Raw genomic sequence first — 20507 nt, forward strand, 5'->3', positions numbered from 1 at the left:
CAGGCCGACCTGGTAAAAGCACGGCCTGCCTGACGGCAGGCCGTTACCGGCCCGCACACAAAATATCTGACAGTCCCTTTACGATTGAATCCAGCGTCCAACACACCACACCAGCATCGGACGTTTCCTTCAACCCGCATCGGTTTCAGCCGCTTTACCGCCATTCACCTCCCCATATAGCCTTCCCCAGTCGCTGCAAAATCAGCGGCCGGATGTGGAAGTCCGTTCTATAGCTAAAGGCGCCCAAGCGCCCATAAACACATGTCGGCGTTTTTTTATGCCAACATTGTCGTGTTATGGCGGCTGTGCGCGGGGCACTCCCGAGTGCGCCGGGTTCCTTTAGCCCCGGTCTTCCACACCTGCGTACAGCTGCCACCCTCATGTGGAAGTGAGATTGGCGGTTCACTGAATTGCTAAAGGAGCTTCACTCATGAAAAAGATCACCCCCAATCCCCCCGAAACCGCAGCGGTTTCTGATCCCACCACCCACATCTTCACCATCGCCCCCAACATCGACACCGAAACCTTGCTAATCCACGCCTCCGAAACCCTGGCATCCCTGAACGCCATGACCACCGACCTGGCCTTCGAACTCGAAGGTTCGCGCCGCCATGTGGCCTTGGCCATGCAGCAACTGGTGGTACTCAGCGAGTTGTTGGTGAATCGCGCACTGGAGCACTTCGATACGCCGGACTTGGCGTCCGGGATTTCGTTCGCTGCTCGTCACTGAGTGCTCACGCTGGTTCATTCACTGGAGGTTCTGTCATGACTCGATACATGCCGATCACCGGCATCGACTGCACAATTGCGTCGCTGCTGATCGATACCGAAGCGCCGATCGATGTACTGCACGACACGGCGGCGTACCGCATTCGCAGCGTGACGCAATTGCTGGAAACGCTTTCCTTGGGCGAGGGGCTTGGCCGTGATGCGTTGCTGTTGCGGGACTTTGCGCGGGTGTTGGTGATTCCGCTGCGCGATGGGTGTGATTTGATGGATGTGGTTGGGCGGCGGTTGCGGAGGTAAAGCAATGGGGTAGCCGTGAGGTTGCCCCTTTTTGGTTGGGTTGTCCCGTCCTGTAGCAGCTGTCGAGCCTGCGAGGCTGCGTCAGGCCTGGGTTGTGTTCGGATGAGGCGGTGGTGAATCAGGAAACGCGTTCCTTCACGCCAACCGCGTACTCAGGATTTGCGAGGACTTTGTCCTCGAACGCAGCCTCGCGGGCTCGGCAGCTGCTACGGACGTAGTCGTTTTCCGTGTTTCAGCTTTGTGTAGATAGCTATCGGTGCAGTCAGTGGGGGCAGGTTGATTTTTTATAATAACCAACTTTATCTGCCCACTTGTTTTTGAAAGTAACCAGCAGTCAATCTACGCTCTCACTAGCCTCTTTCGTGGCCTGTTCTTTCTTCCGGTTTTTTAAATCTCTTCTGGCCGCCCATACAAGGCCAATGATTGTAACGGCAACAAGAATTATGATTTGTTCAGTAGGCATTTGCTTTCCTTCATAAGGCATCCGTTGGAATAGCGACGTCCCTGAATTCGCATAAGGTTTGTCCATGCTAATCAATGAAGGGAATGCATTTGTTAAGAATATGTACCTCAGATGTAAAAGAATGTGATCGAAGGGAGTGCGAATAATTAAAGTGTTACAGAAGTTGTAGAAAATATGCAGGAGCGGCCATTGCGGTCGCTCCTTATTTATTTCGAGGCTTTATATCGAACGCTGATTAACCCGCTTGCTCAGTTCCTCCGCGCTTTCCTTGCGCTCCGAATAGCGGTCGACGAGGTCGGGGCGGTCGCGTAGCAGGAGGGTGAATTTCAGCAGTTCTTCCATCACGTCGACCACGCGGTCGTAGAGCGCGGAGGGTTTCATGCGGTTCTGGTCGTCGAACTCCAAGAAGGCCTTCGGCACGGAGGACTGGTTGGGGATGGTGAACATGCGCATCCAGCGCCCCAGCACGCGCAGTTGGTTGACGGTGTTGAACGACTGCGAGCCGCCCGAGACCTGCATCACGGCCAGGGTTTTGCCTTGGGTCGGGCGTACGGCGCCCATCGCCAGCGGCACCCAGTCTATTTGCGCCTTGAACACGGCGGACATCGAGCCGTGGCGTTCCGGTGAGCACCACACCTGGCCTTCGGACCACTGCATCAGTGTCAGCAGCTCCTGGACTTTCGGGTGGTCGCTGGGCGCATCGTCCGGCAGCGGCAGGCCGGACGGGTTGAAGATCCGCGTTTCGGCGCCGAAGTGTTCCAGCAACCGGGCCGCTTCTTCCACCAGCAGGCGGCTGAACGAGCGCGGGCGGGTCGAACCATAGAGCAGCAATATGCGTGGCTTGGGGTTGTCGACCGCGGCGTGGTGCAGGGTGTCGGAAAGCAGCGTGTCGAGGTTTGGCAGTTGATCGTTCATGCGGCGCTCCAGGCTAAAGGGTGGCGATGCGCTCGAGTTCGCGCTGGAGTGCAGCGGCGTCGAGGCGTTCGAAGGGCAACTGGAGGAAAGCGCGGCAACGGGTTTCGATGGTCGCCAGTGTGGCGTTGAAGGCGGCGGTGATTTGTTCTTCGCTACCGCTGACGTCGGACGGGTCTTCAAGCCCCCAATGCGCCTTGAGTGCGGGGCCGAAATACACCGGGCAAGTTTCACCGGCGGCCTTGTCGCACACGGTGATGACGATGTCTGGCGGGCTGTCTGCAAAGGCGTCGTTGCCCTTGCTGCTCAGCCCGTCAGTGGCAATGCCGGCGTCCCGCAAGGTGGTCAGGCTGCGCGGCAGCACCTGGCCTTTGGGAAAGCTGCCGGCGCTCACCGCCTCGAAACCTGCCGGTGCGAGGTGGTTGAACATGGCTTCGGACAGGATGCTGCGGCAGCTGTTGGCCGTGCACATGAACAGGACTTTCATCGGTTACTCCGTAGGGCGCCGGGCCGGGGGGGGGATATATGGTTTGGCGAATATACGGATTGTCGGATATCAGGTAAAGCGCGGTGAGTGACATCAGGGAGTAGATTTCTTGACCGAAACGAAAATGGGCGACCGCATCGGGTCGCCCATTTTTTCGGGATCGGCAGGGAAGGGTGACGCACCGCAATGCTTCCCTGCGTGGCGCTCTGCTTTAGAGCTCCAGACCTTCCTGTATCACCGAGAGAAAGTTGTCCTCATCGAGCTTGACCGGGTCTGGTTGCGGTTGTCCGCTGCGTGGGATTGTCTGTATCTGCCAATAGGCTTCACCGTGTTCGGTCTCGGTCCGGCGCAAATACCGCTCTTGGCCTTTGGAGAGGATATCGACACGGCCCATGCTGCCAATGACGAAGCGCGCGATGGGGTCGAGGGTGATGCTGTGGTGGTTGCCCTCGATCAACAGTTTGTCGATGGCATAGTTGAAGGTCTCGCCGGAGGGGAGGTTTTCGATAACGTGTGTGGGGATGCGACGAATGTTCAAGCCAGCTTCGGTCAGTGGCTCCAGCCATGCTTCAAGCTGGTGGTACATCGCATAGACCTGCATCGGCCAATGCTCAATTGCCGTATCCGCGCAGGCTTCCGCGTCCGCACGGGTTTGTTGTTTCTGTTTCAGTTTTACAGCGAGCTCATCTGCCTTACTCATTCCGATTCCCTATCGTGGTGTGAATTTTAGCGATGCCACACCAAGGTACTTCACCTGGGCATGCGATGACCAGACCGAAAAAAGCTTAGAGAAAAAAGCGCAATTGGACTGTGTTTTTACGGCGGGAAGCTGTGGCTATTGTCCTGTTTTCCAGTCGGAAGCTTGGTTGAAGGGTACTGCTGTTGTCCTGTAAGCTCCGCGCTCGACTTTTCGAGAGCCGAACTAACACTCGATTGAAAGTTACTGCGTACTTTGCAGGTGTCTGTTCTATTTATACCTATCGATAGAGTAGCAATCGGAGTTGTTGATGTTAGTGAGTCACTGGATAGCGTAACTCGTATTCAGCTCAAGGAATGATATCTGGCCTACCGATCTCATCGGTTAACATACGTGTGAAACTTTAAATATGATCAAGCAAAGTGTGAAATCCATCGCGTCCCTCGGGTTGGTATTGGTGGCGAGCCTCGCCTGTGCCTCGGCTCCTGAGAAGGTTGACTTGGGGGAGTTGTATGACAGCTACCTTGAGCACAATCAGTCCTCCATGAACATGCCGCAGTTCAAGAAAGAGATTCTGATTTCCGGCAGCGTTCTCGGCGTTTCAAAGAACTTCTCCGGCGAAGCCGTGATGGAGGCCGGTCTTGCCGACTCTGATGAAGTACTGGCAAGACTGACGGGTTTTGACGCGGACGAGTCGAACAAGATGGACGCGATGGAGGTCGGTACCGAGTTTAAAGCGGTGTGCGTACTGGCGATGACGATGGGGTCGGAATACATGGCCCTGACTGACTGCGTGTTCAAGCCTTAAGTGCGTGTTCAATCCTCTTGGGCAGTGTTGGCGTTCACCGCCTTCGCAAGCCTGGCCGTAAACGCTCAGCCGCTGGATCAGCGGGATTTGATCGAGCGTTTGACGCACTGCACGGCCTCTTTGCAAGACGTTGTGGTCTTCAACGGTCTGGTTGAACGCAAAGAGCTGACGCTGACCGCAGCGTCGGAGTTCGAACCGTGGGGCGGTCTGGCCTGGACCATCGAACCTGCGCTGTCCTTTGGTAACGTGAGTTCGTCGGTGGCGGTGATGAACGACCATCGCAGTTTTTACCTACGGGTGCCGTCGACTCAACCCAGTGTGGATATCCGGACAACCGCTCAGCAGTTGCAACTGGTGAATACCGGCAGCGGCGGTGAGGCCAACGATTACCGTAAGGTCATGGACGACCGAACGCTCCAGGCGATGTCGACTGGCGAGCCGGATAACTACTGGGTTGGATGTTTCTACGATCAAGATGCGGTACAGCGGCAGTTCGATCTGGAACTCAATGCAACGCCAGAACGTATGAATGAAAAAAATGCCAGGCAACAGGCATTGGGCAATGAGAGTTAATATTGCCCCGGTGATTTCATACACCTGAACACTTAATGGCGTACACGCCATAAGGAAAAGGGGCCGGTCACTCATGTCTGTAAGTCAGGAGTGGCCGGTCCTTTATGTGCCGTATTTCCCATGCCGCCATGGCAGTTGCGTTACTCTTCGTTGCGTTAAGTATCCTACCGAATTCACCGCATTGTGCTTTTCTATAGGCGCGGCATGTACAACCTGTTGTGAGCAACAGGTGGTTGAAATGTCCGTGTGAGCAGAATCGTGCTGGCATTAAACGTCAGCTCGACAATGAGGCAACCAACCGATTCGCCTCCGGGGAGAGGGTTAATGAAAAAACTGTATGCACTGGTTGCGCTCTTTGCGCTGACGATTGGCGGCGTCGGCATGAGCGACGCTCGGTCCCATCGCGATAAGCAGCAGACCGAGTCGGTGGTGGGGGTGTTTGATTACTACCTGCTGACGCTGTCCTGGTCGCCGACGTTTTGCCTGACTCATCAGAACAACCCGCAATGCTCGGGCAAAGGCTATGGCTTTGTCCTTCACGGTCTCTGGCCGCAGTACGCCAAGGGCGGTTGGCCGGAGTCGTGTCCGCCGATGGTGCCGTTGTCGCCAGCGGAGCAAAAACAAGGGCTGACGCTGTTTGTGACGCCAAAATTGCTTCAGCATGAATGGTCCAAGCACGGCACCTGCAGCGGTCTTGGTGCCTCGGGTTATCTGGATATGGCGGACAAGGCGGTTGGCACGGTGAAAATCCCGGATAAGCTGAAGCCCTTGAGCACCGAGATCTACTTCCCGGCGCAGGAAATTGCGCAGATGTTCCGTCAGAGCAATCCCGGGATTCCAGAGAATGGCATCGCGATTGTCTGCAACGGACCCGAGTTGTCGGAAGTGCGCGTGTGCCTGGGTAAGGACTTGTCGTTCGGGTCTTGCGGCAAGGGCGTGAAAAGTCAGTGTCGAGCAGGTGATATTCGGGTTCCGCCAATGCGTTGATGGGGATCGTTGTCGATTTATTGGCATAAAAAATGGGCGACTTCGGTCGCCCATTTTTGTGTGTTCGTTGCCTTGTAAATGTGTTGCTTGTCGGTTCGTTATGCCGGCTCGCTCAGTGCCTGCACCGGCAACCCCAGCGCTGCCAGGTCTTTGCGCAGTTGCGCGGCATTGGTGAACTGCAGCGCATTGAAGCCTTCCTGACGTGCACCTGCGATGTTCGGCGCGTGATCATCGATAAACACCGCATGGTGACCTTCGAACCGGTAGCGAGATTTCAGTAGCTGGAAGATCGCCGGGTCGGGCTTGATGAGGCCTTCTTCGCCAGACACCAGAATGCCCTCGAATGTCTGCAGAAAGGGAAAACGCTGAAGGGCAATCGGGAAGGTTTCGGCAGACCAGTTGGTCAGGGCCAGCAGGCGGACGCCTTTGGCGTGCAGTTCATCGAGGATCTGCACGCTCTCTTCCAGTACGCCGCCGAGTGTCTCTTCCCAGCGCTCGTGGTACGCACGAATCAGCGCCTCTTGCGACGGATGCCGCGCGATGGCTTCCTCGACCCCTTCCTGCCACGACCGGCCTGCGTCCTGGCGCTCGTTCCACTCGGGAGGGCAGACCTCGGAAAGAAAAGTCTCCATGGCCTGTATGTCATCGCCGAAGATTTTTCGGTAGAGGTTCCTTGGGTTCCAGCGAATCAGCACGTTACCGAGGTCGAACACAACGGTGTCGATGGTTGCGGGGCGGTTCAGAGTGTTCATGCTTTTCCTCCATGGATTGGCTTCTGTAGACGGTTTTAGGGAGCCCTTGTTTTACCGCATCCCAAACCGAATGACACCCTCCGTAAACAAACTGATTATCCATCTGAACGGCCCATACAACAGCGCGCTGCCGCCTTCGATTCGGCCGGTATCGCGGTGGTTCTCCTCATCTTCCAGAATCGACTGGACCGTTTCATAGGCCGCCAGATCGTTCCGGCTTTCAAGGTAGGAGAGCTGGTTTTTCAAATGGCTCACCACGACCGATTCCACGGCCCAGGTGCAGGCCATGACGCCGCTTTTGCCGAGCAGTGCCGAGATAAAACCCATGAGCCAGCCCCCGGCACCGCAGAGCCAGTAGCTCTTGCACTTGATGCCGTTGCGGCGCTGTATCTCTTCCCAGAACCGGTTCATGTGACGTTTTTCGTCTTCCATGAAGCTTTCCAGAAGAGGCACGTAGTCTTTGCGTAGCAGGCGCGATACAAAGATCTGCGATCGGTAAATGTTGATAGCGCCGAATTCCCCGGCGTGGTTCACCTTGAGAATTTTTCTGGCGGTGTCCAGCGATGCCGTGCTGTCTTTATATTTCATCGAGCGTGGACACTCACAGGGCAGTTTTGGTGGGAAGCATTGGCGTTTCAAACGAGCATCAACAAATGCGTTGAACATTACAGGAGAAAACAAGAAGCGGGGTTATGACTCGCACCACAATTGCTCCTCATCACCCCTGTAGGCTAAGCTCCCCCGCCATTAAGGGATCTGGGCTTTTGCTCATGCCTTACCCTTCAAGGATGACGCTTTTGCCTACCCCCATTCACGACCCTCATTACACCCCCGGCGGCCCTCTTAAACGCTTGCCGCTGCGCAAGGCTGCGATGATGTTTGTTGCAGCGGTCTGCCTGTGTTTGTGTGGTTTGCTTTACCTGCAACTGGAACAGTCCCGGCGCTACGATTTGTCGTTGGCTGAGGTGGCGTCGTCGAACCTGACGCGGGCGATGGCGCAGCAGGCGCAGGACACGTTTCTGAGCGCGGACCTGGTGATGACCAGCCTGGTCGACTGGATTCAGGCAGAGGGTTTTGGCGTAATGCAGAACCCGCGGCTGCAACAGATCTTCGCACGTCGGGTGCAGGCGCTCGAGCAGTTACACGGGCTGTTTCTGTTCGATAAAAACGGCCAGTGGGTGGTGACATCGTTTGATGACTTGCCGCGTCGCGGAGGTGTGGCCGATCGCGACTACTTCAAGTTCCATCAGCAGAATCCTACCTTGCTCGCGCACATTGGGCCGGCGATTCGTAGCCGGCAGAATGGCGAGTGGATCATTCCGATTTCCCGGCGGATAAACGACCCGCATGGCGAGTTCCAGGGCGTGCTGCTGGCCGGGATCAAGCTGTCGTACTTCGATCAGTTCTTCAAGAGCTTCAGCCTCGATGACAATGGCGCGATGTTTCTGGCGTTGTCGGACGGTACGCTGCTGGCCAGGCGACCGTTCGAGGAAGCGCGAATAGGCGAGTCGCTGGCACATGGGGATATTTTCCAGAAGTACCTGCCCCATGCCAGTTTCGGCAATGGGATGATCCGTTCGGTGGTGGATAACGTGATCCGGCTGTATGGCTATCGTCAGCTGGACGCCTACCCGCTGGTGGTTGCCGCGGCGACCCCGAAGGAGACGATTCTTCGGGGCTGGTACGCCAACGCCTATCAATCCAGCGTCGTCGTCGCCCTGGTGGTGCTCGGTGTGGGTTTGTTCGGTTGGGTATTTGTGCTGCAGGTTCGCAATGGTGAGCTTATCGAGGCGGATTTGCGGACTGCGCAAGAGCAGCTGGAAGTGATCGCGACTCACGATAGCCTGACCGGGTTGGCGAATCGTCGGCTGTTCGAGCGGGCGCTGGACATCGAATTTGCACGGGGTGCGCGCCAACAGAGTTCGTTGAGCCTGATCATGCTCGATATCGATTTTTTCAAACGTTACAACGATGCCTACGGTCATGTGGCGGGGGATCAGTGCCTGGCGGAAGTGGCGCGCGCGGTAAACAGTTGTTGTCTGCGCAAATCCGACCTGGCGGTGCGTTATGGCGGTGAAGAGTTTGCGGTGCTGTTGCCCGACACGGACATTCACGGCGCCTTTACGATTGCCGAGCAGATCCGCCACAGTCTCAAGGACAAGCACATCATCCATTCAGGCGCGCCTTCGGGGCATCTGACGGTGAGCCTGGGCTGTTATGCGTTTGTGCCCAAAGACGGGGATAGCATCGGAATGTTTATCGAGCGGGCAGACGCGGCGTTGTATCAGGCGAAAAACTTGGGTCGAAACCGCACGGTGGTGATGTCGATGGAAGGAAATCCTGAAGTGGTCGTGCATCCAGAAGTCTGATGAAAGGGCGGGGCGCGGTTGCACAGTGGACCCGCCTGTAATGTTTGTTTTTTATGAGGCACCACATGAAGTATTCACCTTCGCGACGTTCATTGTTGAAGGCAGGTCTGACACTGCCATTGATCACACTGGTCGTTCCGGCCTGGGCTAACGCTTCGGCTGCGGATAAACCGCTGGCCGAGTTGTACAAGAAACTTGCCGAGTTGGAGAACAGTGCGAAAGGTCGATTGGGCGTTGCCTTGATCAACACTGCCAATGGTCACGAGATTCAGTATCGGGGCGGTGAGCGTTTTCCGTTCTGCAGTACTTTCAAGTTGATGTTGGCCGCAGCGGTGTTGCACAAAAGCATGGCTGAGCCGGGGTTGCTGGAAAAGCATATTGCCTATGCTGAAGCCGACCTGCTGTCTTACGCCCCCATCGCCAAACAGAATCTGGAACAGGGCATGAGCATCGCGCAGCTGTGCGCCGCCACGTTGCAATACAGCGATAACACTGCCGCCAACTTGTTGATCAAGGAGTTAGGTGGAGTGGCAGCGGTTAACCTGTTTGCCAAAGGCCTGGGTGATCCGGCGTTCCGGCTGGATCGCCAGGAGCCGGAGTTGAATACGGCCATTCCTGAAGATCAGCGTGATACCACGACACCGGCAGCGATGGCCGCCAGCGTGCAGAAAGTGGTGCTGGGTGATGCGTTGGCAACGCCACAGCGCGAGCAGTTGGTGACCTGGCTCAAGGGCAACACCACTGGCGATGCGAGCATTCGGGCCGGCACACCGACGGGTTGGATCGTCGGCGATAAAACCGGTAGCGGCGACTACGGCACCACAAACGATGTGGCGGTGCTTTGGCCACAGACAGGCGCACCCGTGGTGCTCGCGGTTTACTTCACCCAACATCAAAAAGACGCCGAAGCGCGTCGTGATGTTCTGGCGTCTGCCACCCGTTTGGTGATGGCGCACGTGTCCTGAGCAAGGAGCCATTGATGATTCAGGCTGAACTATCGAACGTTGACCTCTACCTGAAACGCCTCGGTTATGACACGCCGCCGTCGCCCACGCTCGACACCCTTCGCGAGTTGCAGTCGCGTCATACCGCAACGTTCCCTTTTGAAACCCTGTCGACGATGTTGTGGGTTCCGGTGCTCATCGACCTGCCTTCGGTCGAGCGCAAAGTCCTGCACGAGGGGCGAGGCGGTTACTGTTACGAGCTCAACAACATGTTCCTCGCCCTGCTTCAGCAACTGGGGTTCGAAGCCCGAGGGATCAGCGGGCGGGTGGTGATGGGTGGCCCCGAGGACGCGTTGACCGCGCGTACTCACCGCTTGAGCCTGGTCACCCTGGACGGGGTTCGTTACATCACGGATGTCGGCTTTGGCGGCATGGTGCCCACGGCGCCGCTGCGCCTTGATACTGAAGAGGAGCAGCCGACCGGCCATGAGCCGTACCGCATCGTTCGCAAGGACAGCAGCTACGCTTTGCGTGCGAAGGTCGCGGGGGAGTGGCGGCCGATGTACGTGTTCGATCTGCAGGTTCAGTCAGACATCGACTATCAGATCGGCAATTGGTATGTCTCGACCCACCCCGACTCTCCGTTTCGAGGGCAATTGAAGGTGGCGCGCACCGGGCCAGGGATGCGCCGCACGCTCAACAACGGTAGTTATGCGATTCACCGGATGGGCCAGGAGAGCGAGCGCCGGCAGCTCACGAATGCTGATGAAGTGATTGCGGTGCTGGAGCGCGAGTTCGATATTCGCGTGCCGCAGCATCCAGAGTTGAGGCAGGTGCTGGCGCAGCTGGTCGGCTCAAGCGAAAGACCTGACTGAGCGCTGCGTCAGGCATGGTTCAGTGTTCGAGTCGCTTTGGGTTTTGCCTTCGGGCTGTGCTCGGCTTCGAGCATCCGGTTGATTTCACTGGCTGCCACACTCAACGTCTGCTCCAGTGATTTCAGTTCAGCAGCGGTAATTCCCTTCTTCAGGTGTTTGATGCCTGCGTCAATGGCGGAGGCAGGCGTCGGACCCTGACCTTTTGCGTTCAGCAAGGCTTGGCGCAAGGTATTGTTGATCACGGTCTGATAGCCATATCCCGCACTCTCTGCGAGCTCGCGTGCTGCCTCTATCACGGCGTCATCGAGCATGATGGTGATGCGGGTCTTGCCTTTACTGGCGGCAACCGGCCCACGTTTGGCGCTGCTGAAGTCGTATTCTTCTTTCATGGTTCAAGCCTCCAGGTATTGGCGGCGCTCATTGTGGGTGGCGATGCGAGCAGAAATGATTCGAACGAAGTTCGGATCGCGGTAGGTGTAGACAACCACCAGTACCCGGCCCACAGCATCCTTACCCATAACGATCCACCGTTGCTCATCATGGTCGCTGTCCGGGAGCGTCAGGGCATTGTTGTCGTAGAACACCGGTTCTGTGTCGGCGAGACTGATGCCCTTGTGCTTCCTTTTGTTTGCAGCGTTTTTTACTTCGTCGTACTGAATGTCGAACGCTTTCATTATGCATACTTTATATGTATAAAAAAGGCAGCGAGTGACCCGTTGATCGCTGAAGAGACTTGAAGGTTAGTCGTCGTGGGGGAGGGGCCGAGGGAAGAACTATTTCAAGGTTTTGATGTGGGACTGCAAATACCGGTCGGCAAACTGTATACAACTCTATAGACATTTGTCTTGAGTATTGAATACAGTGTGCGCATAACAAAAACCAGGGAACCCCCTCACGATGAAAACGCCCTCTGTTTCACACCAACGGCCTGAGGATGAAAACCTCGGGGTCGGCGCGAATATGGCTTACGGCCTGCAACACGTTCTGACCATGTATGGCGGTATCGTTGCGGTACCACTGATCATCGGCCAGGCGGCCGGGCTTTCTCCGGCCGACATCGGTTTGTTGATTGCGGCGTCACTGTTTGCGGGGGGCTTGGCGACATTGCTGCAAACCCTCGGATTACCGTTTTTCGGCTGTCAGTTGCCGCTGGTTCAGGGCGTTTCGTTCTCGGGTGTCGCGACCATGGTGGCGATTGTCGGCAGCGGTGGTGAGGGTGGTTTTCAGTCGATTCTGGGGGCGGTGGTCGCCGCCTCGCTGATCGGGCTGCTGATCACGCCGGTGTTTTCTCGAATTACCAGGTTCTTCCCGCCGTTGGTCACCGGCATCGTGATCACCACCATCGGCCTGACGCTGATGCCGGTGGCAGCGCGCTGGGCCATGGGCGGTAACAGCCACGCGGAGAGCTTCGGCAGCATGGCGAACATCGGGCTGGCGGCATTGACGCTGGCACTGGTGCTGATGCTGAGCAAGATCGGCAGCGCCACGATCTCCCGCTTGTCGATCCTGTTGGCCATGGTGATCGGTACCGTGATTGCGGTGTTCCTTGGCATGGCCGACTTTTCGACGGTGACACAAGGACCGATGTTCGGCTTCCCGGCACCGTTCCACTTCGGCATGCCGACCTTCCACTTCGCAGCGATTCTGTCGATGTGCATCGTGATCATGGTGACGCTGGTGGAAACCTCTGCGGACATTCTGGCGGTCGGTGAAATCATTGGCACCAAGGTTGATTCCAGGCGTCTGGGCAATGGGCTGCGGGCTGACATGCTGTCGAGCATGATCGCGCCGATCTTTGGCTCCTTCACCCAAAGTGCCTTTGCTCAGAACGTCGGGCTGGTGGCGGTGACCGGGATCAAGAGCCGCTATGTGGTGGCCACCGGCGGGGTGTTCCTGGTGGTGCTCGGGCTGTTACCGGTGATGGGGCGCGTGATCGCCGCCGTGCCGACATCCGTCCTCGGTGGTGCCGGTATCGTGCTGTTTGGCACCGTGGCGGCGAGTGGTATACGTACGCTGTCCAAGGTCGATTACCGCAATAACGTGAACCTGATCATCGTCGCCACTTCCATCGGCTTCGGCATGATCCCCATCGCCGCTCCCAACTTCTACGATCACTTCCCTAGCTGGTTTGCGACCATCTTCCATTCCGGCATCAGCTCGTCGGCGATCATGGCGATCGCACTCAACCTGACCTTCAACCACTTCACCACCGGTAACTCGGACCAGCAGTCGGTCTTTGCTGCCGGCACCGAACGGACCTTGCGTTTCCAGGATCTGGCGGCGTTGCGCGAAGGGGATTACTTCAGTCGCGGCAAGCTGCACGACTGCGACGGTAACGAAGTCCCGGTGGTGGTGGATTCATCCCACGGCCCGACGGAGCATCATGCGGAGCATGCCAAAAGCAGTGAGCATGTCTGACGACACTGTGCAGAGCGGCGCCTGACCGACGACGCGCTCACAATCGATAAACAGAAGGGCAGAAGGGATCGCATCCCTTCTGCCCTTTTTGCATGGCGCATTCCGACTGACAGTCGACAAGTCGCAGTGGAGGGCTAGGGACGACTGGCCTCGCTGGCGATCAGCATCATTGCCGCCGAGAGCGTGTGGCCATCGGTGATCTGGCCGGCGGTGATCATGGCCATCAGTTCCTGGCGGGTGATGAACAAAAGATCATCCACCTCGCCATCGGTTGTGTCGGTGGCTTGTGTATCGAGGTAGACCTGGCACACCGCAACCGCACTGGCAATCAGCGATGTGTTGCTGTGCAGCAAACCCAACTCCTTGACCTTCAGCGCCTGCCAGCCCGTTTCCTCCAGCAGCTCGCGGGCCGCCGCGTCGCAGGCGGTTTCGTTCTCGTCGATGGCGCCCCGCGGGAACTCGATGGACATCCCGCCAATGGCCCGGCGCTTGAGGTTGACCAGCATCAGCCGGCCGTCTTCAAGGGTCGGTACGGCCACCACGCCGTTGATAGCCCGGGCTTCCTTGATGATGAAGTAGCCGTTCTCGCGGACCACGTTGAAGTATGGGGTTTCCAGCAGGCACTGGGATTCGGTGACAGGCTTCATGCGCGGTATTACTCCAGAAAGCAGCGATCGAAAAGGTAGAGGTTGGCGGGTTTGAGGTTTTCCACCGTGGCTTGCGGGCGGCCGCCGTCGCCGCTTTTTTTGCGCCCGGTCTCTTGCAGGTAGCCGGCCTCGATCATCTTCAGCAGGCGTTGGCGGATGCTGGTCTTGAGCACCGGTCGTTCAAGCACCAGGGAGAATATGCTCACCGCTTCAGGCGCGCTGAATTCGTTGCCGAGGAACATCAACGGCAGGCTGCTGTACAACGACTTGGAGAACAGGCGCTCCTGCACCGAGGCCACCAGGCTGTTGTGATCGAAGGGCAGTCTGGTCGAGGCTTCGGCCACGTCTTTGAGCGGGAAAAATCCCTGGTGTTCGGCCGGCTGGACCGCATCGCTGACGATGGCGAGGTAGAAGGTCGACGACGACCAGCAACGCGGATCGCGGAACGCGTCGCCGACCGTGCCGACCTGCTCGATCCAGGCCAGCGGCATGCCGACTTTTTTCGAGGCGCGCAGGCGCTCCACGGCGTCGTTCAGCGTGAGGTCTTCGACCCCGCCATTGACCACGATCCCGGGGAGTGCCCAGTGGCCGGCGAACGGTTCGGTTTCGCGTCGGTTCAGGAGGATTTCCAGCGCCTGGGTTTCCCGGCAATAGCGCAGCACACAAAGGTCGATGGTGTGCAGGTAAGCGCTTGGAGGGGGGATGCGGTCTGGCATGTCAGCTTCCGTGGGCAGCGTAGAGGTCATAGTTTACCGGATCCATGCCGGGTGCCATCCAGTGGGTGGGCAGCGACTCGCCCAAGGCCAGCCGTTCGCGCAGCACCGTACTGCGCACATGGATTTGTTCCTCGACGCAGATGATGGAAAAGCGCTCCAGCAACTCCGGGCCGCGATAGAAGGTTGGCAGCAGGTCAGCCACATCCTGGCCGACCACCAGGGCGATCTGTTTACCGTCCATGGCCAGGCTGTCGGCGAGATGAGCGAGCAGGGTGTAGCTGTAGATCGGACCTTCGACGCCGCGCGCCACGATCTGTTCGACCCGGCTGGCACGCACTTCCGCGCAGCAAAGCGGCTGTACGTGCTCGACGATCGATTCCAGCCAGTTCAGGCGCAGTTCATAGTCGGCCATTCGTTTGCCGTAAGGGTGCCTGAAGCTGGGGGCCACCAGCAAACGCCTGGCCTGGCATGAGGCTTCGATCATCACCTGGGCGTGCCCGGCGTGAGGAGGGTTGAAGGCGCCGCCGTAGAGGGCTATTTCATACATGGCTGATCTCCCTGTTAGTACATGACGTGTACCTTATCACTGAATCCGTTCAGACGAAACCATCCCCCATTACCCTTGTGCATATCGCATATAAGCTGGTTTCTTAGCGGAAAAATATTTTCATGGCTGGGTATTGCAACGAAAGTACATGACGTGTACTTTTTGATCCATGCAAAGGAGAGACCCGACATGACCAGCCAGACCCTGAAAACCGCTTCCTTCGATGTTGATGCGCAAAAGAGCTTCACGCCGCTGTGCCCTGATGAGCTGCCCGTGGCGGGCGGCGAGCAGATCGGCAGCGAGCTGAACTTCATGGCCACCCTGGCCAGCCTGCGTGTCGGCAGCAAGGACGCTCATACGGCTCAGGCCCCGTGGGTGGTGGCCGAGCACTCGCAAATGTTCCAGTCGACCGGCCTCGAACACGCCGATATCACTTGGGTCAGCCACTGTGTCCCTGGCACTGAAGGCTTCACCTTGCTGGACGAGTTGCCGACCCCGTACGACTACGACTACTTCGTCTGGAAGGGTGTCGAGCCGGACCTGCACCCTTACGGCGCCTGCTACCACGACCTGCACGGCAAGCTCTCCACCGGCGTGATCGAGTTCCTGAACAGCCAGGGTGTGAAGCGGGTCATCGTCGGAGGCCTGGCGCTGGACTTCTGCGTCAAGACCACCGCCCTGCAACTGGCCGCTGCCGGTTTCAAGGTGATCATCCACTTGCCGGCCTGCCGGGCCATCAGTGAAGAGGGCGCCACTCAAGCCATTCAAGACATGCAACAAGCGGGAATCTCGGTGACCGCGACCCGCGAAGAAACCGCCAGTCTGGCAAGCGCATAAGGAAGAAAACATGGAAAGTGCATTCGATAGCAGCAACGGCGTCATCCAGAGTCTCCTGGATACCGACTACTACACCTTCACCATGATGCAGGCGGTGCTGCACCAGCACCCGAACGTCGAGGTGGAATACCAGTTCATCGTGCGCTCGAAAGAGCGGCTCGGGCACCTGATCCCGGACATTCGCGATGAGCTGGAGAAGCTCGCTGGCCTGCAGTTGCGCGAAGGTGAGCAGCGGTTTCTGTTCAATAAGCGTTTCCGCGAATACCTGACACCGGACTTTGAACAGTTCCTCGGTCTGTTTCGCTTCAACCTGCGCTACATCCACGTGTCGGAAGTCGACGGCCAACTGCACATCCGCGTCCGTGGCCCGATGTTGCACTGCATCATGTTCGAGCAGCCGGTGCTGGCGATGGTCAGTGAACTGCGCAACCGCGAGAAGTACCCGGAAGTCGAGCTGGCCGACGTTACCCGCAAGCTGTACCAGAAGTTCGAATGGCTGGAAAAAAACGCCAGCCGCGAAGAGCTCGCCGAGTTTCGCGTTTCGGACTTCTCCACCCGCCGGCGCCTGTCGTTCAGGGCCCAGCGCGAAGTGGTCAACGTCATGCGCAGTGACTTCCCCGGGGTGTTCGTCGGTACCAGCAATGCTCACCTGGCCTACGAGTTCGATCTGCCGCTGATTGGCACCATGGCCCACCAATGGCTAATGGTCCACCAGCAACTCGGGCGGTTGCGCGAGAGCCAGAACGCTGCGTTGGAAAACTGGGTGCATGAGTACCGTGGCAGGCTGGGGATTGCGCTCACCGACTGCATCAGCACCGACTTCTTCCTCAAGGATTTCGACCTGTACTTCGCCAAGCTCTATGACGGCCTGCGTCAGGATTCCGGTGACCCGATCGTCTGGGCCGACAAGGTGCTGGGGCGTTACAAGGAACTGGGTATCGATCCAAGAACCAAGGACCTGATGTTCTCCGACGGTCTGAACTTCGAGAAGTGCCTGCCAATCCTGCGCCATGTGCGTGGCAAGGCCAGATTCGGTTTCGGCATGGGCACCAGCCTGGCTTGCGATGTCGAGGGCGTCGAGCCGCTGAGCATCGTCATGAAACTGGTGCGGGTGCATGGCGAGCCGGTGGTGAAGTTCTCCGACGACCCGATCAAGAACGTTTGTGAAGACGCCTCGTTCCTGCGCTACGCGGCCCAGGTATTCAACGTCAGCCTGATCAATCCACAACTGGGGGCCTGATATGACTATGCAACGGCAAGAACGCATTGCCCGGGAGCTGGGCATCGACCGGCAACTCGCCCAGGGTGGCGAGGCCGCTGAAATCGTCCGTCGTGTCGATTTCATTAAACAGGTGCTGCGCGAGTCGGGCTGCAAGGCCCTGGTGCTCGGTATCAGCGGCGGCGTCGACTCCCTGACTGCCGGCCGCCTGTGCCAGCTGGCGGTGGAGCAGTTGCGGGCCGAGGATCATGAGGCGCGCTTTATCGCCGTGCGCCTGCCGTACAAGACTCAGGCCGATGAGCGTGACGCCCAGGCCTCCCTGGACTTCATCCGCCCGGACCTGATCACCACCAGCAACATCGCCGACTGTGTCGACGGCCTGATGGCCAATATCGCCATCGATGGCTTGCAGCCTTCGGCCGAACTCACCGACTTTGCCAAAGGCAACGTCAAGGCTCGGGCGCGGATGCTGGCGCAATACGCGATCGCCAACTTCTGCAACGGGTTGGTGGTCGGCACCGATCATGGTGCGGAAGCGCTGATGGGTTTCTTCACCAAATTCGGCGACGGCGCCTGCGACCTGGCGCCGCTGTCCGGGTTGATCAAAAGCCAGGTGCGGTTGCTGGCCGACGCCCTGGGCGCACCGACGCATCTGGTGCGCAAGGCGCCGACCGCCGACCTGGAAGACCTGGCACCGGGCAAGCTGGATGAGGCGGCGTATGGTTGCAGTTACGAGGAAATCGATGCGTATCTGATGGGCGAAGCGGTGTCGCAGCAGGCGCAGCAGATCATCGAAAGCGCCTACATCAAAACCGCTCACAAACGCGAACTGCCTCGTGTCCCCCGGCCATAGATGTTGAAGCTGCCGCAGGTTCGGGCCGTGTTCGGACGATCTTTTGATTTTCCATCAGCCACAAAAAAGCCCCTGAATCTTTCGATTCAGGGGCTTTTCGATAGTGCTGTCTGGCTCCACGACCTGGACTCGAACCAGGGACCCAGTGATTAACAGTCACTTGCTCTACCAACTGAGCTATCGCGGAATGCGCCGTATGTTACTGATTAAAAAGGACAAGTCAAGCATCAATTGCTCGAATGGCAGATTTTCAGGTGGGCGGTGATGATTCTTCAGGCGAGGAGGGCGTTGTCAGCCATTGGCGGTTACCAGAATCGTCGCGGAGGTCTACCATGGCCCCCCGGAAGTGGTTTCACGCGCTGCCGGCCCTCAGCCGAAAAGGTACGCGTCATGACTCACCAACCACTGCTCACGTCGTCAATGCTGCGCGAGGTGTTCGTATGAGCATTGCTCAGATCAGCCTGCCAAAAGGCGTCGGGCCGCATGCCGAGAAACTCTTCGATGCAATCACTCAGGCGAGCACCGCTGATGAGCTGAATCGCGCTGGCGGCAAGGCTGAAGGGTTTGTGCTGGGGCTGGAAAGCACCAAGGCGATCAAAAGCCAGGTTGCCGAATCGCTGTATGTGGCTTATGACGACGCCGCCAGTCAGCGTTCGAGCGAACTGGCGGGCTGATCGGCCTTAACCGCCGAAGGTGAAGGTGCCGAGCAGGAACTTGGCGTACAGCGACGTGGCGGCCAGTTGCACCAGCCACAGGGCCAGGCCACCGAGAAATACGCCCAAGGCAACCTGCCACACCAGCCCGCTGCTGCGTTTGGTCTGGTTGCGTGGCACAAAGCGGTCCAGGTCCAGGTCGTCATCGCGGTCAGCGCGTAAGTCATCGTTTTTCATAAGATCTCTCAATAGGTGAAATGCGCGGTTTCTCGGGTGTACACGCTGATGTAGGAGCTGCCGCAGGTTCGGGCCGCGTTCGGACGATCTTTTCAGGTCGACACCGATGTATCAGTTTAGAGCCCATAGCCTGCGCATTCAGAATTATCTGCTCGCCAACGAAAAGGGGAAGCCAAACGGCTTCCCCTTTTCTATCGCGCGTGTGGCTTAGATCACCTGAGCGATGGCCTTGGTCACTACGTCGATGTTGCTCTGGTTCAGCGTGGCAACGCAGATGCGGCCGGTGTCCAGGGCGTAGATGCCGAACTCGTTACGCAGACGGGTCACTTGCTCAACCGTCAGGCCCGAGTACGAGAACATGCCGCGTTGACGGCCGACGAAGCTGAAGTCCTGGTGAGGCGCGTTTTTCGCCAGCAGATCGACCATCTGCTGGCGCATGCCGCGAATGCGCAGACGCATTTCAGCCAGTTCCTGTTCCCATTGGGCGCGCAGTTCAGGGCTGTTCAGTACGGCCGCAACGATCGCTGCACCGTGGGTCGGCGGGTTGGAGTAGTTGGTGCGGATCACGCGTTTGACTTGCGACAGCACGCGAGCGCTTTCTTCTTTCGATTCGCTGACGATCGACAGTGCGCCAACACGTTCACCGTACAGCGAGAACGATTTGGAGAACGAGCTGGAAACGAAGAAGTTCAGGCCCGACTCGGCGAACAGGCGCACGGCAGCGGCGTCTTCGTCGATACCGTCGCCAAAGCCCTGATAGGCCATGTCGAGGAACGGCACGTGGTTTTTCGCCTTGATCACGTCCAGCACGTTGTTCCAGTCTGCCGGGCTCAGGTCGACGCCAGTCGGGTTGTGGCAGCAGGCGTGCAGCACAACGATGGAGCCAGCCGGCAGGGCGTTCAGGTCTTCCAGCAGGCCGGCGCGGTTCACGTCGTGAGTCGCGGCGTCGTAGTAGCGATAGTTCTGAACCGGGAAGCCGGCGGTTTCGAACAGCGCGCGGTGGTTTTCCCAGCTTGGGTCGCTGATCGCAACGACGGCGTTCGGCAGCAGTTGCTTGAGGAAGTCAGCGCCGATTTTCAGTGCGCCGGTACCGCCGACGGACTGGGCGGTGACAACCCGGCCAGCGGCAAGCAGTGGCGAGTCTTTACCGAACAGCAGCTTTTGCACGGCCTGGTCGTAGGCGGCGATACCGTCGATCGGCAGGTAGCCACGGGAAGCGTGTTGAGCAGCGCGAATCGTCTCGGCTTCGACAACGGCTCGCAGGAGTGGAATTCGCCCCTCCTCGTTGCAGTAAACACCGACCCCCAGGTTGACCTTATTGGTACGGGTGTCAGCGTTGAATGCTTCGTTGAGGCCCAGGATTGGATCGCGTGGTGCCATTTCGACAGCGGAGAAGAGGCTCATTATTGCGGCGGCTCTGAATGGAATGTGGAGGGACGTGTAGCGCTCCAGCCGAATGCACTAGAGCGGTGCACAAACGGGGAGCT

The 20507-nt window shown here is 58.1% G+C and carries 26 protein-coding genes and 1 tRNA gene; 13 read left to right on the forward strand and 14 right to left on the reverse strand.

Going from position 1 to position 20507, the window contains the following annotated elements; genetic code table 11:
• The first annotated feature begins 430 nt into the window (after positions 1–430).
• Both AC1RJ3_RS27375 and AC1RJ3_RS27380 read left to right on the forward strand, forming a co-directional pair.
• Complete coding sequence (locus AC1RJ3_RS27375) at positions 431–730, forward strand: DUF6124 family protein (protein ID WP_493081566.1); 300 nt, start codon at positions 431–433, stop codon at positions 728–730.
• A 35-nt stretch (positions 731–765) separates the two neighbouring features.
• Positions 766–1026: a hypothetical protein gene (locus AC1RJ3_RS27380; protein WP_493081568.1), complete on the forward strand. Its 261-nt coding sequence runs from the start codon at positions 766–768 to the stop codon at positions 1024–1026.
• A 334-nt stretch (positions 1027–1360) separates the two neighbouring features.
• On the opposite strand, the gene AC1RJ3_RS27385 is transcribed toward AC1RJ3_RS27380, so the two are convergent.
• The 4 genes from AC1RJ3_RS27385 to AC1RJ3_RS27400 all read right to left on the reverse strand — a co-directional run bounded on the left by AC1RJ3_RS27385 (position 1361) and on the right by AC1RJ3_RS27400 (position 3588).
• On the reverse strand, positions 1361–1489 hold the full coding sequence (locus AC1RJ3_RS27385) for a hypothetical protein (RefSeq protein ID WP_493081570.1): 129 nt from the start codon (positions 1487–1489) through the stop codon (positions 1361–1363).
• Positions 1490–1708: 219 nt separating this feature from the next.
• Positions 1709–2404: an arsenical resistance protein ArsH gene (gene arsH, locus AC1RJ3_RS27390; protein ID WP_054596584.1), complete on the reverse strand. Its 696-nt coding sequence runs from the start codon at positions 2402–2404 to the stop codon at positions 1709–1711.
• 13 nt (positions 2405–2417) lie between these two features.
• Positions 2418–2888 (reverse strand): arsenate reductase ArsC, encoded by a 471-nt coding sequence (locus tag AC1RJ3_RS27395; protein WP_493081572.1) that lies wholly within the window; start codon positions 2886–2888, stop codon positions 2418–2420.
• A 211-nt stretch (positions 2889–3099) separates the two neighbouring features.
• Complete coding sequence (locus AC1RJ3_RS27400; RefSeq protein WP_493081574.1) at positions 3100–3588, reverse strand: hypothetical protein; 489 nt, start codon at positions 3586–3588, stop codon at positions 3100–3102.
• A 406-nt stretch (positions 3589–3994) separates the two neighbouring features.
• On the opposite strand from AC1RJ3_RS27400, the gene AC1RJ3_RS27405 reads away from it, so the two are divergent.
• The 3 genes from AC1RJ3_RS27405 to AC1RJ3_RS27415 all read left to right on the forward strand — a co-directional run bounded on the left by AC1RJ3_RS27405 (position 3995) and on the right by AC1RJ3_RS27415 (position 5953).
• On the forward strand, positions 3995–4393 hold the full coding sequence (locus tag AC1RJ3_RS27405) for a hypothetical protein (RefSeq protein WP_493081576.1): 399 nt from the start codon (positions 3995–3997) through the stop codon (positions 4391–4393).
• Positions 4394–4966 carry a hypothetical protein gene (locus tag AC1RJ3_RS27410; protein ID WP_493081578.1) on the forward strand — a complete coding sequence of 191 codons (573 nt, stop codon included), beginning with the start codon at positions 4394–4396 and terminating at the stop codon, positions 4964–4966.
• A 324-nt stretch (positions 4967–5290) separates the two neighbouring features.
• Positions 5291–5953: a ribonuclease T2 gene (locus AC1RJ3_RS27415; protein WP_493081580.1), complete on the forward strand. Its 663-nt coding sequence runs from the start codon at positions 5291–5293 to the stop codon at positions 5951–5953.
• Positions 5954–6051: 98 nt separating this feature from the next.
• On the opposite strand, the gene AC1RJ3_RS27420 is transcribed toward AC1RJ3_RS27415, so the two are convergent.
• Positions 6052–6705 carry an HAD family hydrolase gene (locus tag AC1RJ3_RS27420; RefSeq protein WP_493081582.1) on the reverse strand — a complete coding sequence of 218 codons (654 nt, stop codon included), beginning with the start codon at positions 6703–6705 and terminating at the stop codon, positions 6052–6054.
• A gap of 51 nt (positions 6706–6756) precedes the next feature.
• Positions 6757–7293, reverse strand: coding sequence for a demethoxyubiquinone hydroxylase family protein (locus tag AC1RJ3_RS27425; RefSeq protein WP_493081584.1), 537 nt, complete (start codon positions 7291–7293; stop codon positions 6757–6759).
• A gap of 209 nt (positions 7294–7502) precedes the next feature.
• On the opposite strand from AC1RJ3_RS27425, the gene AC1RJ3_RS27430 reads away from it, so the two are divergent.
• The 3 genes from AC1RJ3_RS27430 (at position 7503) to AC1RJ3_RS27440 (ending at position 10893) form a co-directional block, all read left to right on the forward strand.
• Positions 7503–9074, forward strand: coding sequence for a sensor domain-containing diguanylate cyclase (locus AC1RJ3_RS27430; protein ID WP_493081587.1), 1572 nt, complete (start codon positions 7503–7505; stop codon positions 9072–9074).
• 65 nt (positions 9075–9139) lie between these two features.
• Positions 9140–10039 carry a class A beta-lactamase gene (gene bla / locus AC1RJ3_RS27435; RefSeq protein ID WP_054596594.1) on the forward strand — a complete coding sequence of 300 codons (900 nt, stop codon included), beginning with the start codon at positions 9140–9142 and terminating at the stop codon, positions 10037–10039.
• 14 nt (positions 10040–10053) lie between these two features.
• Positions 10054–10893, forward strand: a complete 840-nt coding sequence (locus AC1RJ3_RS27440) for an arylamine N-acetyltransferase family protein (RefSeq protein WP_493081590.1) — start codon at positions 10054–10056, stop codon at positions 10891–10893.
• An 8-nt stretch (positions 10894–10901) separates the two neighbouring features.
• Here AC1RJ3_RS27440 and AC1RJ3_RS27445 read toward each other — a convergent pair whose 3' ends face one another.
• Positions 10902–11282, reverse strand: coding sequence for a BrnA antitoxin family protein (locus AC1RJ3_RS27445; protein WP_054596596.1), 381 nt, complete (start codon positions 11280–11282; stop codon positions 10902–10904).
• A 3-nt stretch (positions 11283–11285) separates the two neighbouring features.
• On the reverse strand, positions 11286–11567 hold the full coding sequence (locus tag AC1RJ3_RS27450; protein WP_103319215.1) for a BrnT family toxin: 282 nt from the start codon (positions 11565–11567) through the stop codon (positions 11286–11288).
• 223 nt (positions 11568–11790) lie between these two features.
• Here AC1RJ3_RS27450 and AC1RJ3_RS27455 point away from each other — a divergent pair, with 223 nt between their 5' ends.
• Entirely contained in the window at positions 11791–13311 is a 1521-nt protein-coding gene (locus tag AC1RJ3_RS27455) for a nucleobase:cation symporter-2 family protein (protein WP_103319213.1), read from the forward strand.
• 134 nt (positions 13312–13445) lie between these two features.
• On the opposite strand, the gene AC1RJ3_RS27460 is transcribed toward AC1RJ3_RS27455, so the two are convergent.
• The 3 genes from AC1RJ3_RS27460 to AC1RJ3_RS27470 are packed head-to-tail and all read right to left on the reverse strand — an operon-like array spanning position 13446 to position 15221.
• A complete protein-coding gene (locus AC1RJ3_RS27460) occupies positions 13446–13958 on the reverse strand; it encodes an NUDIX hydrolase (RefSeq protein WP_347929526.1) in 513 nt (170 codons plus the stop codon).
• 8 nt (positions 13959–13966) lie between these two features.
• Positions 13967–14674: an NUDIX hydrolase gene (locus tag AC1RJ3_RS27465; protein WP_493081594.1), complete on the reverse strand. Its 708-nt coding sequence runs from the start codon at positions 14672–14674 to the stop codon at positions 13967–13969.
• A 1-nt stretch (position 14675) separates the two neighbouring features.
• Positions 14676–15221: an adenylyltransferase/cytidyltransferase family protein gene (locus tag AC1RJ3_RS27470; protein ID WP_054596601.1), complete on the reverse strand. Its 546-nt coding sequence runs from the start codon at positions 15219–15221 to the stop codon at positions 14676–14678.
• A gap of 189 nt (positions 15222–15410) precedes the next feature.
• On the opposite strand from AC1RJ3_RS27470, the gene AC1RJ3_RS27475 reads away from it, so the two are divergent.
• Genes AC1RJ3_RS27475 through nadE form a run of 3 tightly spaced genes read left to right on the forward strand, consistent with a single transcriptional unit; the run spans position 15411 to position 18130 of the window.
• Positions 15411–16058 (forward strand): isochorismatase family protein, encoded by a 648-nt coding sequence (locus AC1RJ3_RS27475; RefSeq protein ID WP_347929528.1) that lies wholly within the window; start codon positions 15411–15413, stop codon positions 16056–16058.
• A gap of 10 nt (positions 16059–16068) precedes the next feature.
• Positions 16069–17298, forward strand: coding sequence for a nicotinate phosphoribosyltransferase (gene pncB / locus AC1RJ3_RS27480; protein ID WP_493081597.1), 1230 nt, complete (start codon positions 16069–16071; stop codon positions 17296–17298).
• Between the two features lies 1 nt (position 17299).
• The gene (gene nadE, locus AC1RJ3_RS27485; protein WP_493081599.1) at positions 17300–18130 is read left to right on the forward strand and encodes an NAD(+) synthase; all 831 of its coding nucleotides are present in this window, start codon (positions 17300–17302) and stop codon (positions 18128–18130) included.
• A 111-nt stretch (positions 18131–18241) separates the two neighbouring features.
• Here the strand turns inward: nadE and AC1RJ3_RS27490 are convergent.
• Positions 18242–18317: transfer RNA gene (locus tag AC1RJ3_RS27490), tRNA-Asn, on the reverse strand.
• Between the two features lie 253 nt (positions 18318–18570).
• Here AC1RJ3_RS27490 and AC1RJ3_RS27495 point away from each other — a divergent pair.
• Positions 18571–18804 carry a hypothetical protein gene (locus AC1RJ3_RS27495; RefSeq protein WP_095079262.1) on the forward strand — a complete coding sequence of 78 codons (234 nt, stop codon included), beginning with the start codon at positions 18571–18573 and terminating at the stop codon, positions 18802–18804.
• Between the two features lie 6 nt (positions 18805–18810).
• Here AC1RJ3_RS27495 and AC1RJ3_RS27500 read toward each other — a convergent pair whose 3' ends face one another.
• Together AC1RJ3_RS27500 and AC1RJ3_RS27505 are read right to left on the reverse strand one after the other, a co-directional pair.
• Positions 18811–19020: a hypothetical protein gene (locus AC1RJ3_RS27500; RefSeq protein WP_054596606.1), complete on the reverse strand. Its 210-nt coding sequence runs from the start codon at positions 19018–19020 to the stop codon at positions 18811–18813.
• Positions 19021–19227: 207 nt separating this feature from the next.
• The gene (locus AC1RJ3_RS27505; RefSeq protein ID WP_103319199.1) at positions 19228–20424 is read right to left on the reverse strand and encodes an amino acid aminotransferase; all 1197 of its coding nucleotides are present in this window, start codon (positions 20422–20424) and stop codon (positions 19228–19230) included.
• Positions 20425–20507 lie beyond the last annotated feature (83 nt).

Source organism: Pseudomonas sp. GW822-FHT04C11, assembly GCF_058800905.1.

What these genes read in the sequence shown, in the direction of transcription:
- AC1RJ3_RS27395 (WP_493081572.1), bottom strand. Translation starts at nt 2,888, where the DNA reads ATGAAAGTCCTGTTCATGTGCACGGCCAACAGCTGCCGCAGCATCCTG.
- nadE (WP_493081599.1), top strand. Translation starts at nt 17,300, where the DNA reads ATGACTATGCAACGGCAAGAACGCATTGCCCGGGAGCTGGGCATCGAC.
- AC1RJ3_RS27470 (WP_054596601.1), bottom strand. Translation starts at nt 15,221, where the DNA reads ATGTATGAAATAGCCCTCTACGGCGGCGCCTTCAACCCTCCTCACGCC.
- AC1RJ3_RS27380 (WP_493081568.1), top strand. Translation starts at nt 766, where the DNA reads ATGACTCGATACATGCCGATCACCGGCATCGACTGCACAATTGCGTCG.
- AC1RJ3_RS27460 (WP_347929526.1), bottom strand. Translation starts at nt 13,958, where the DNA reads ATGAAGCCTGTCACCGAATCCCAGTGCCTGCTGGAAACCCCATACTTC.
- AC1RJ3_RS27500 (WP_054596606.1), bottom strand. Translation starts at nt 19,020, where the DNA reads ATGAAAAACGATGACTTACGCGCTGACCGCGATGACGACCTGGACCTG.
- AC1RJ3_RS27375 (WP_493081566.1), top strand. Translation starts at nt 431, where the DNA reads ATGAAAAAGATCACCCCCAATCCCCCCGAAACCGCAGCGGTTTCTGAT.
- arsH (WP_054596584.1), bottom strand. Translation starts at nt 2,404, where the DNA reads ATGAACGATCAACTGCCAAACCTCGACACGCTGCTTTCCGACACCCTG.
- AC1RJ3_RS27385 (WP_493081570.1), bottom strand. Translation starts at nt 1,489, where the DNA reads ATGCCTACTGAACAAATCATAATTCTTGTTGCCGTTACAATCATTGGC.
- AC1RJ3_RS27405 (WP_493081576.1), top strand. Translation starts at nt 3,995, where the DNA reads ATGATCAAGCAAAGTGTGAAATCCATCGCGTCCCTCGGGTTGGTATTG.
- AC1RJ3_RS27495 (WP_095079262.1), top strand. Translation starts at nt 18,571, where the DNA reads ATGAGCATTGCTCAGATCAGCCTGCCAAAAGGCGTCGGGCCGCATGCC.
- AC1RJ3_RS27440 (WP_493081590.1), top strand. Translation starts at nt 10,054, where the DNA reads ATGATTCAGGCTGAACTATCGAACGTTGACCTCTACCTGAAACGCCTC.
- bla (WP_054596594.1), top strand. Translation starts at nt 9,140, where the DNA reads ATGAAGTATTCACCTTCGCGACGTTCATTGTTGAAGGCAGGTCTGACA.
- AC1RJ3_RS27465 (WP_493081594.1), bottom strand. Translation starts at nt 14,674, where the DNA reads ATGCCAGACCGCATCCCCCCTCCAAGCGCTTACCTGCACACCATCGAC.
- AC1RJ3_RS27475 (WP_347929528.1), top strand. Translation starts at nt 15,411, where the DNA reads ATGACCAGCCAGACCCTGAAAACCGCTTCCTTCGATGTTGATGCGCAA.
- AC1RJ3_RS27505 (WP_103319199.1), bottom strand. Translation starts at nt 20,424, where the DNA reads ATGAGCCTCTTCTCCGCTGTCGAAATGGCACCACGCGATCCAATCCTG.
- AC1RJ3_RS27425 (WP_493081584.1), bottom strand. Translation starts at nt 7,293, where the DNA reads ATGAAATATAAAGACAGCACGGCATCGCTGGACACCGCCAGAAAAATT.
- AC1RJ3_RS27415 (WP_493081580.1), top strand. Translation starts at nt 5,291, where the DNA reads ATGAAAAAACTGTATGCACTGGTTGCGCTCTTTGCGCTGACGATTGGC.
- AC1RJ3_RS27450 (WP_103319215.1), bottom strand. Translation starts at nt 11,567, where the DNA reads ATGAAAGCGTTCGACATTCAGTACGACGAAGTAAAAAACGCTGCAAAC.
- AC1RJ3_RS27445 (WP_054596596.1), bottom strand. Translation starts at nt 11,282, where the DNA reads ATGAAAGAAGAATACGACTTCAGCAGCGCCAAACGTGGGCCGGTTGCC.
- AC1RJ3_RS27400 (WP_493081574.1), bottom strand. Translation starts at nt 3,588, where the DNA reads ATGAGTAAGGCAGATGAGCTCGCTGTAAAACTGAAACAGAAACAACAA.
- AC1RJ3_RS27455 (WP_103319213.1), top strand. Translation starts at nt 11,791, where the DNA reads ATGAAAACGCCCTCTGTTTCACACCAACGGCCTGAGGATGAAAACCTC.
- AC1RJ3_RS27420 (WP_493081582.1), bottom strand. Translation starts at nt 6,705, where the DNA reads ATGAACACTCTGAACCGCCCCGCAACCATCGACACCGTTGTGTTCGAC.
- pncB (WP_493081597.1), top strand. Translation starts at nt 16,069, where the DNA reads ATGGAAAGTGCATTCGATAGCAGCAACGGCGTCATCCAGAGTCTCCTG.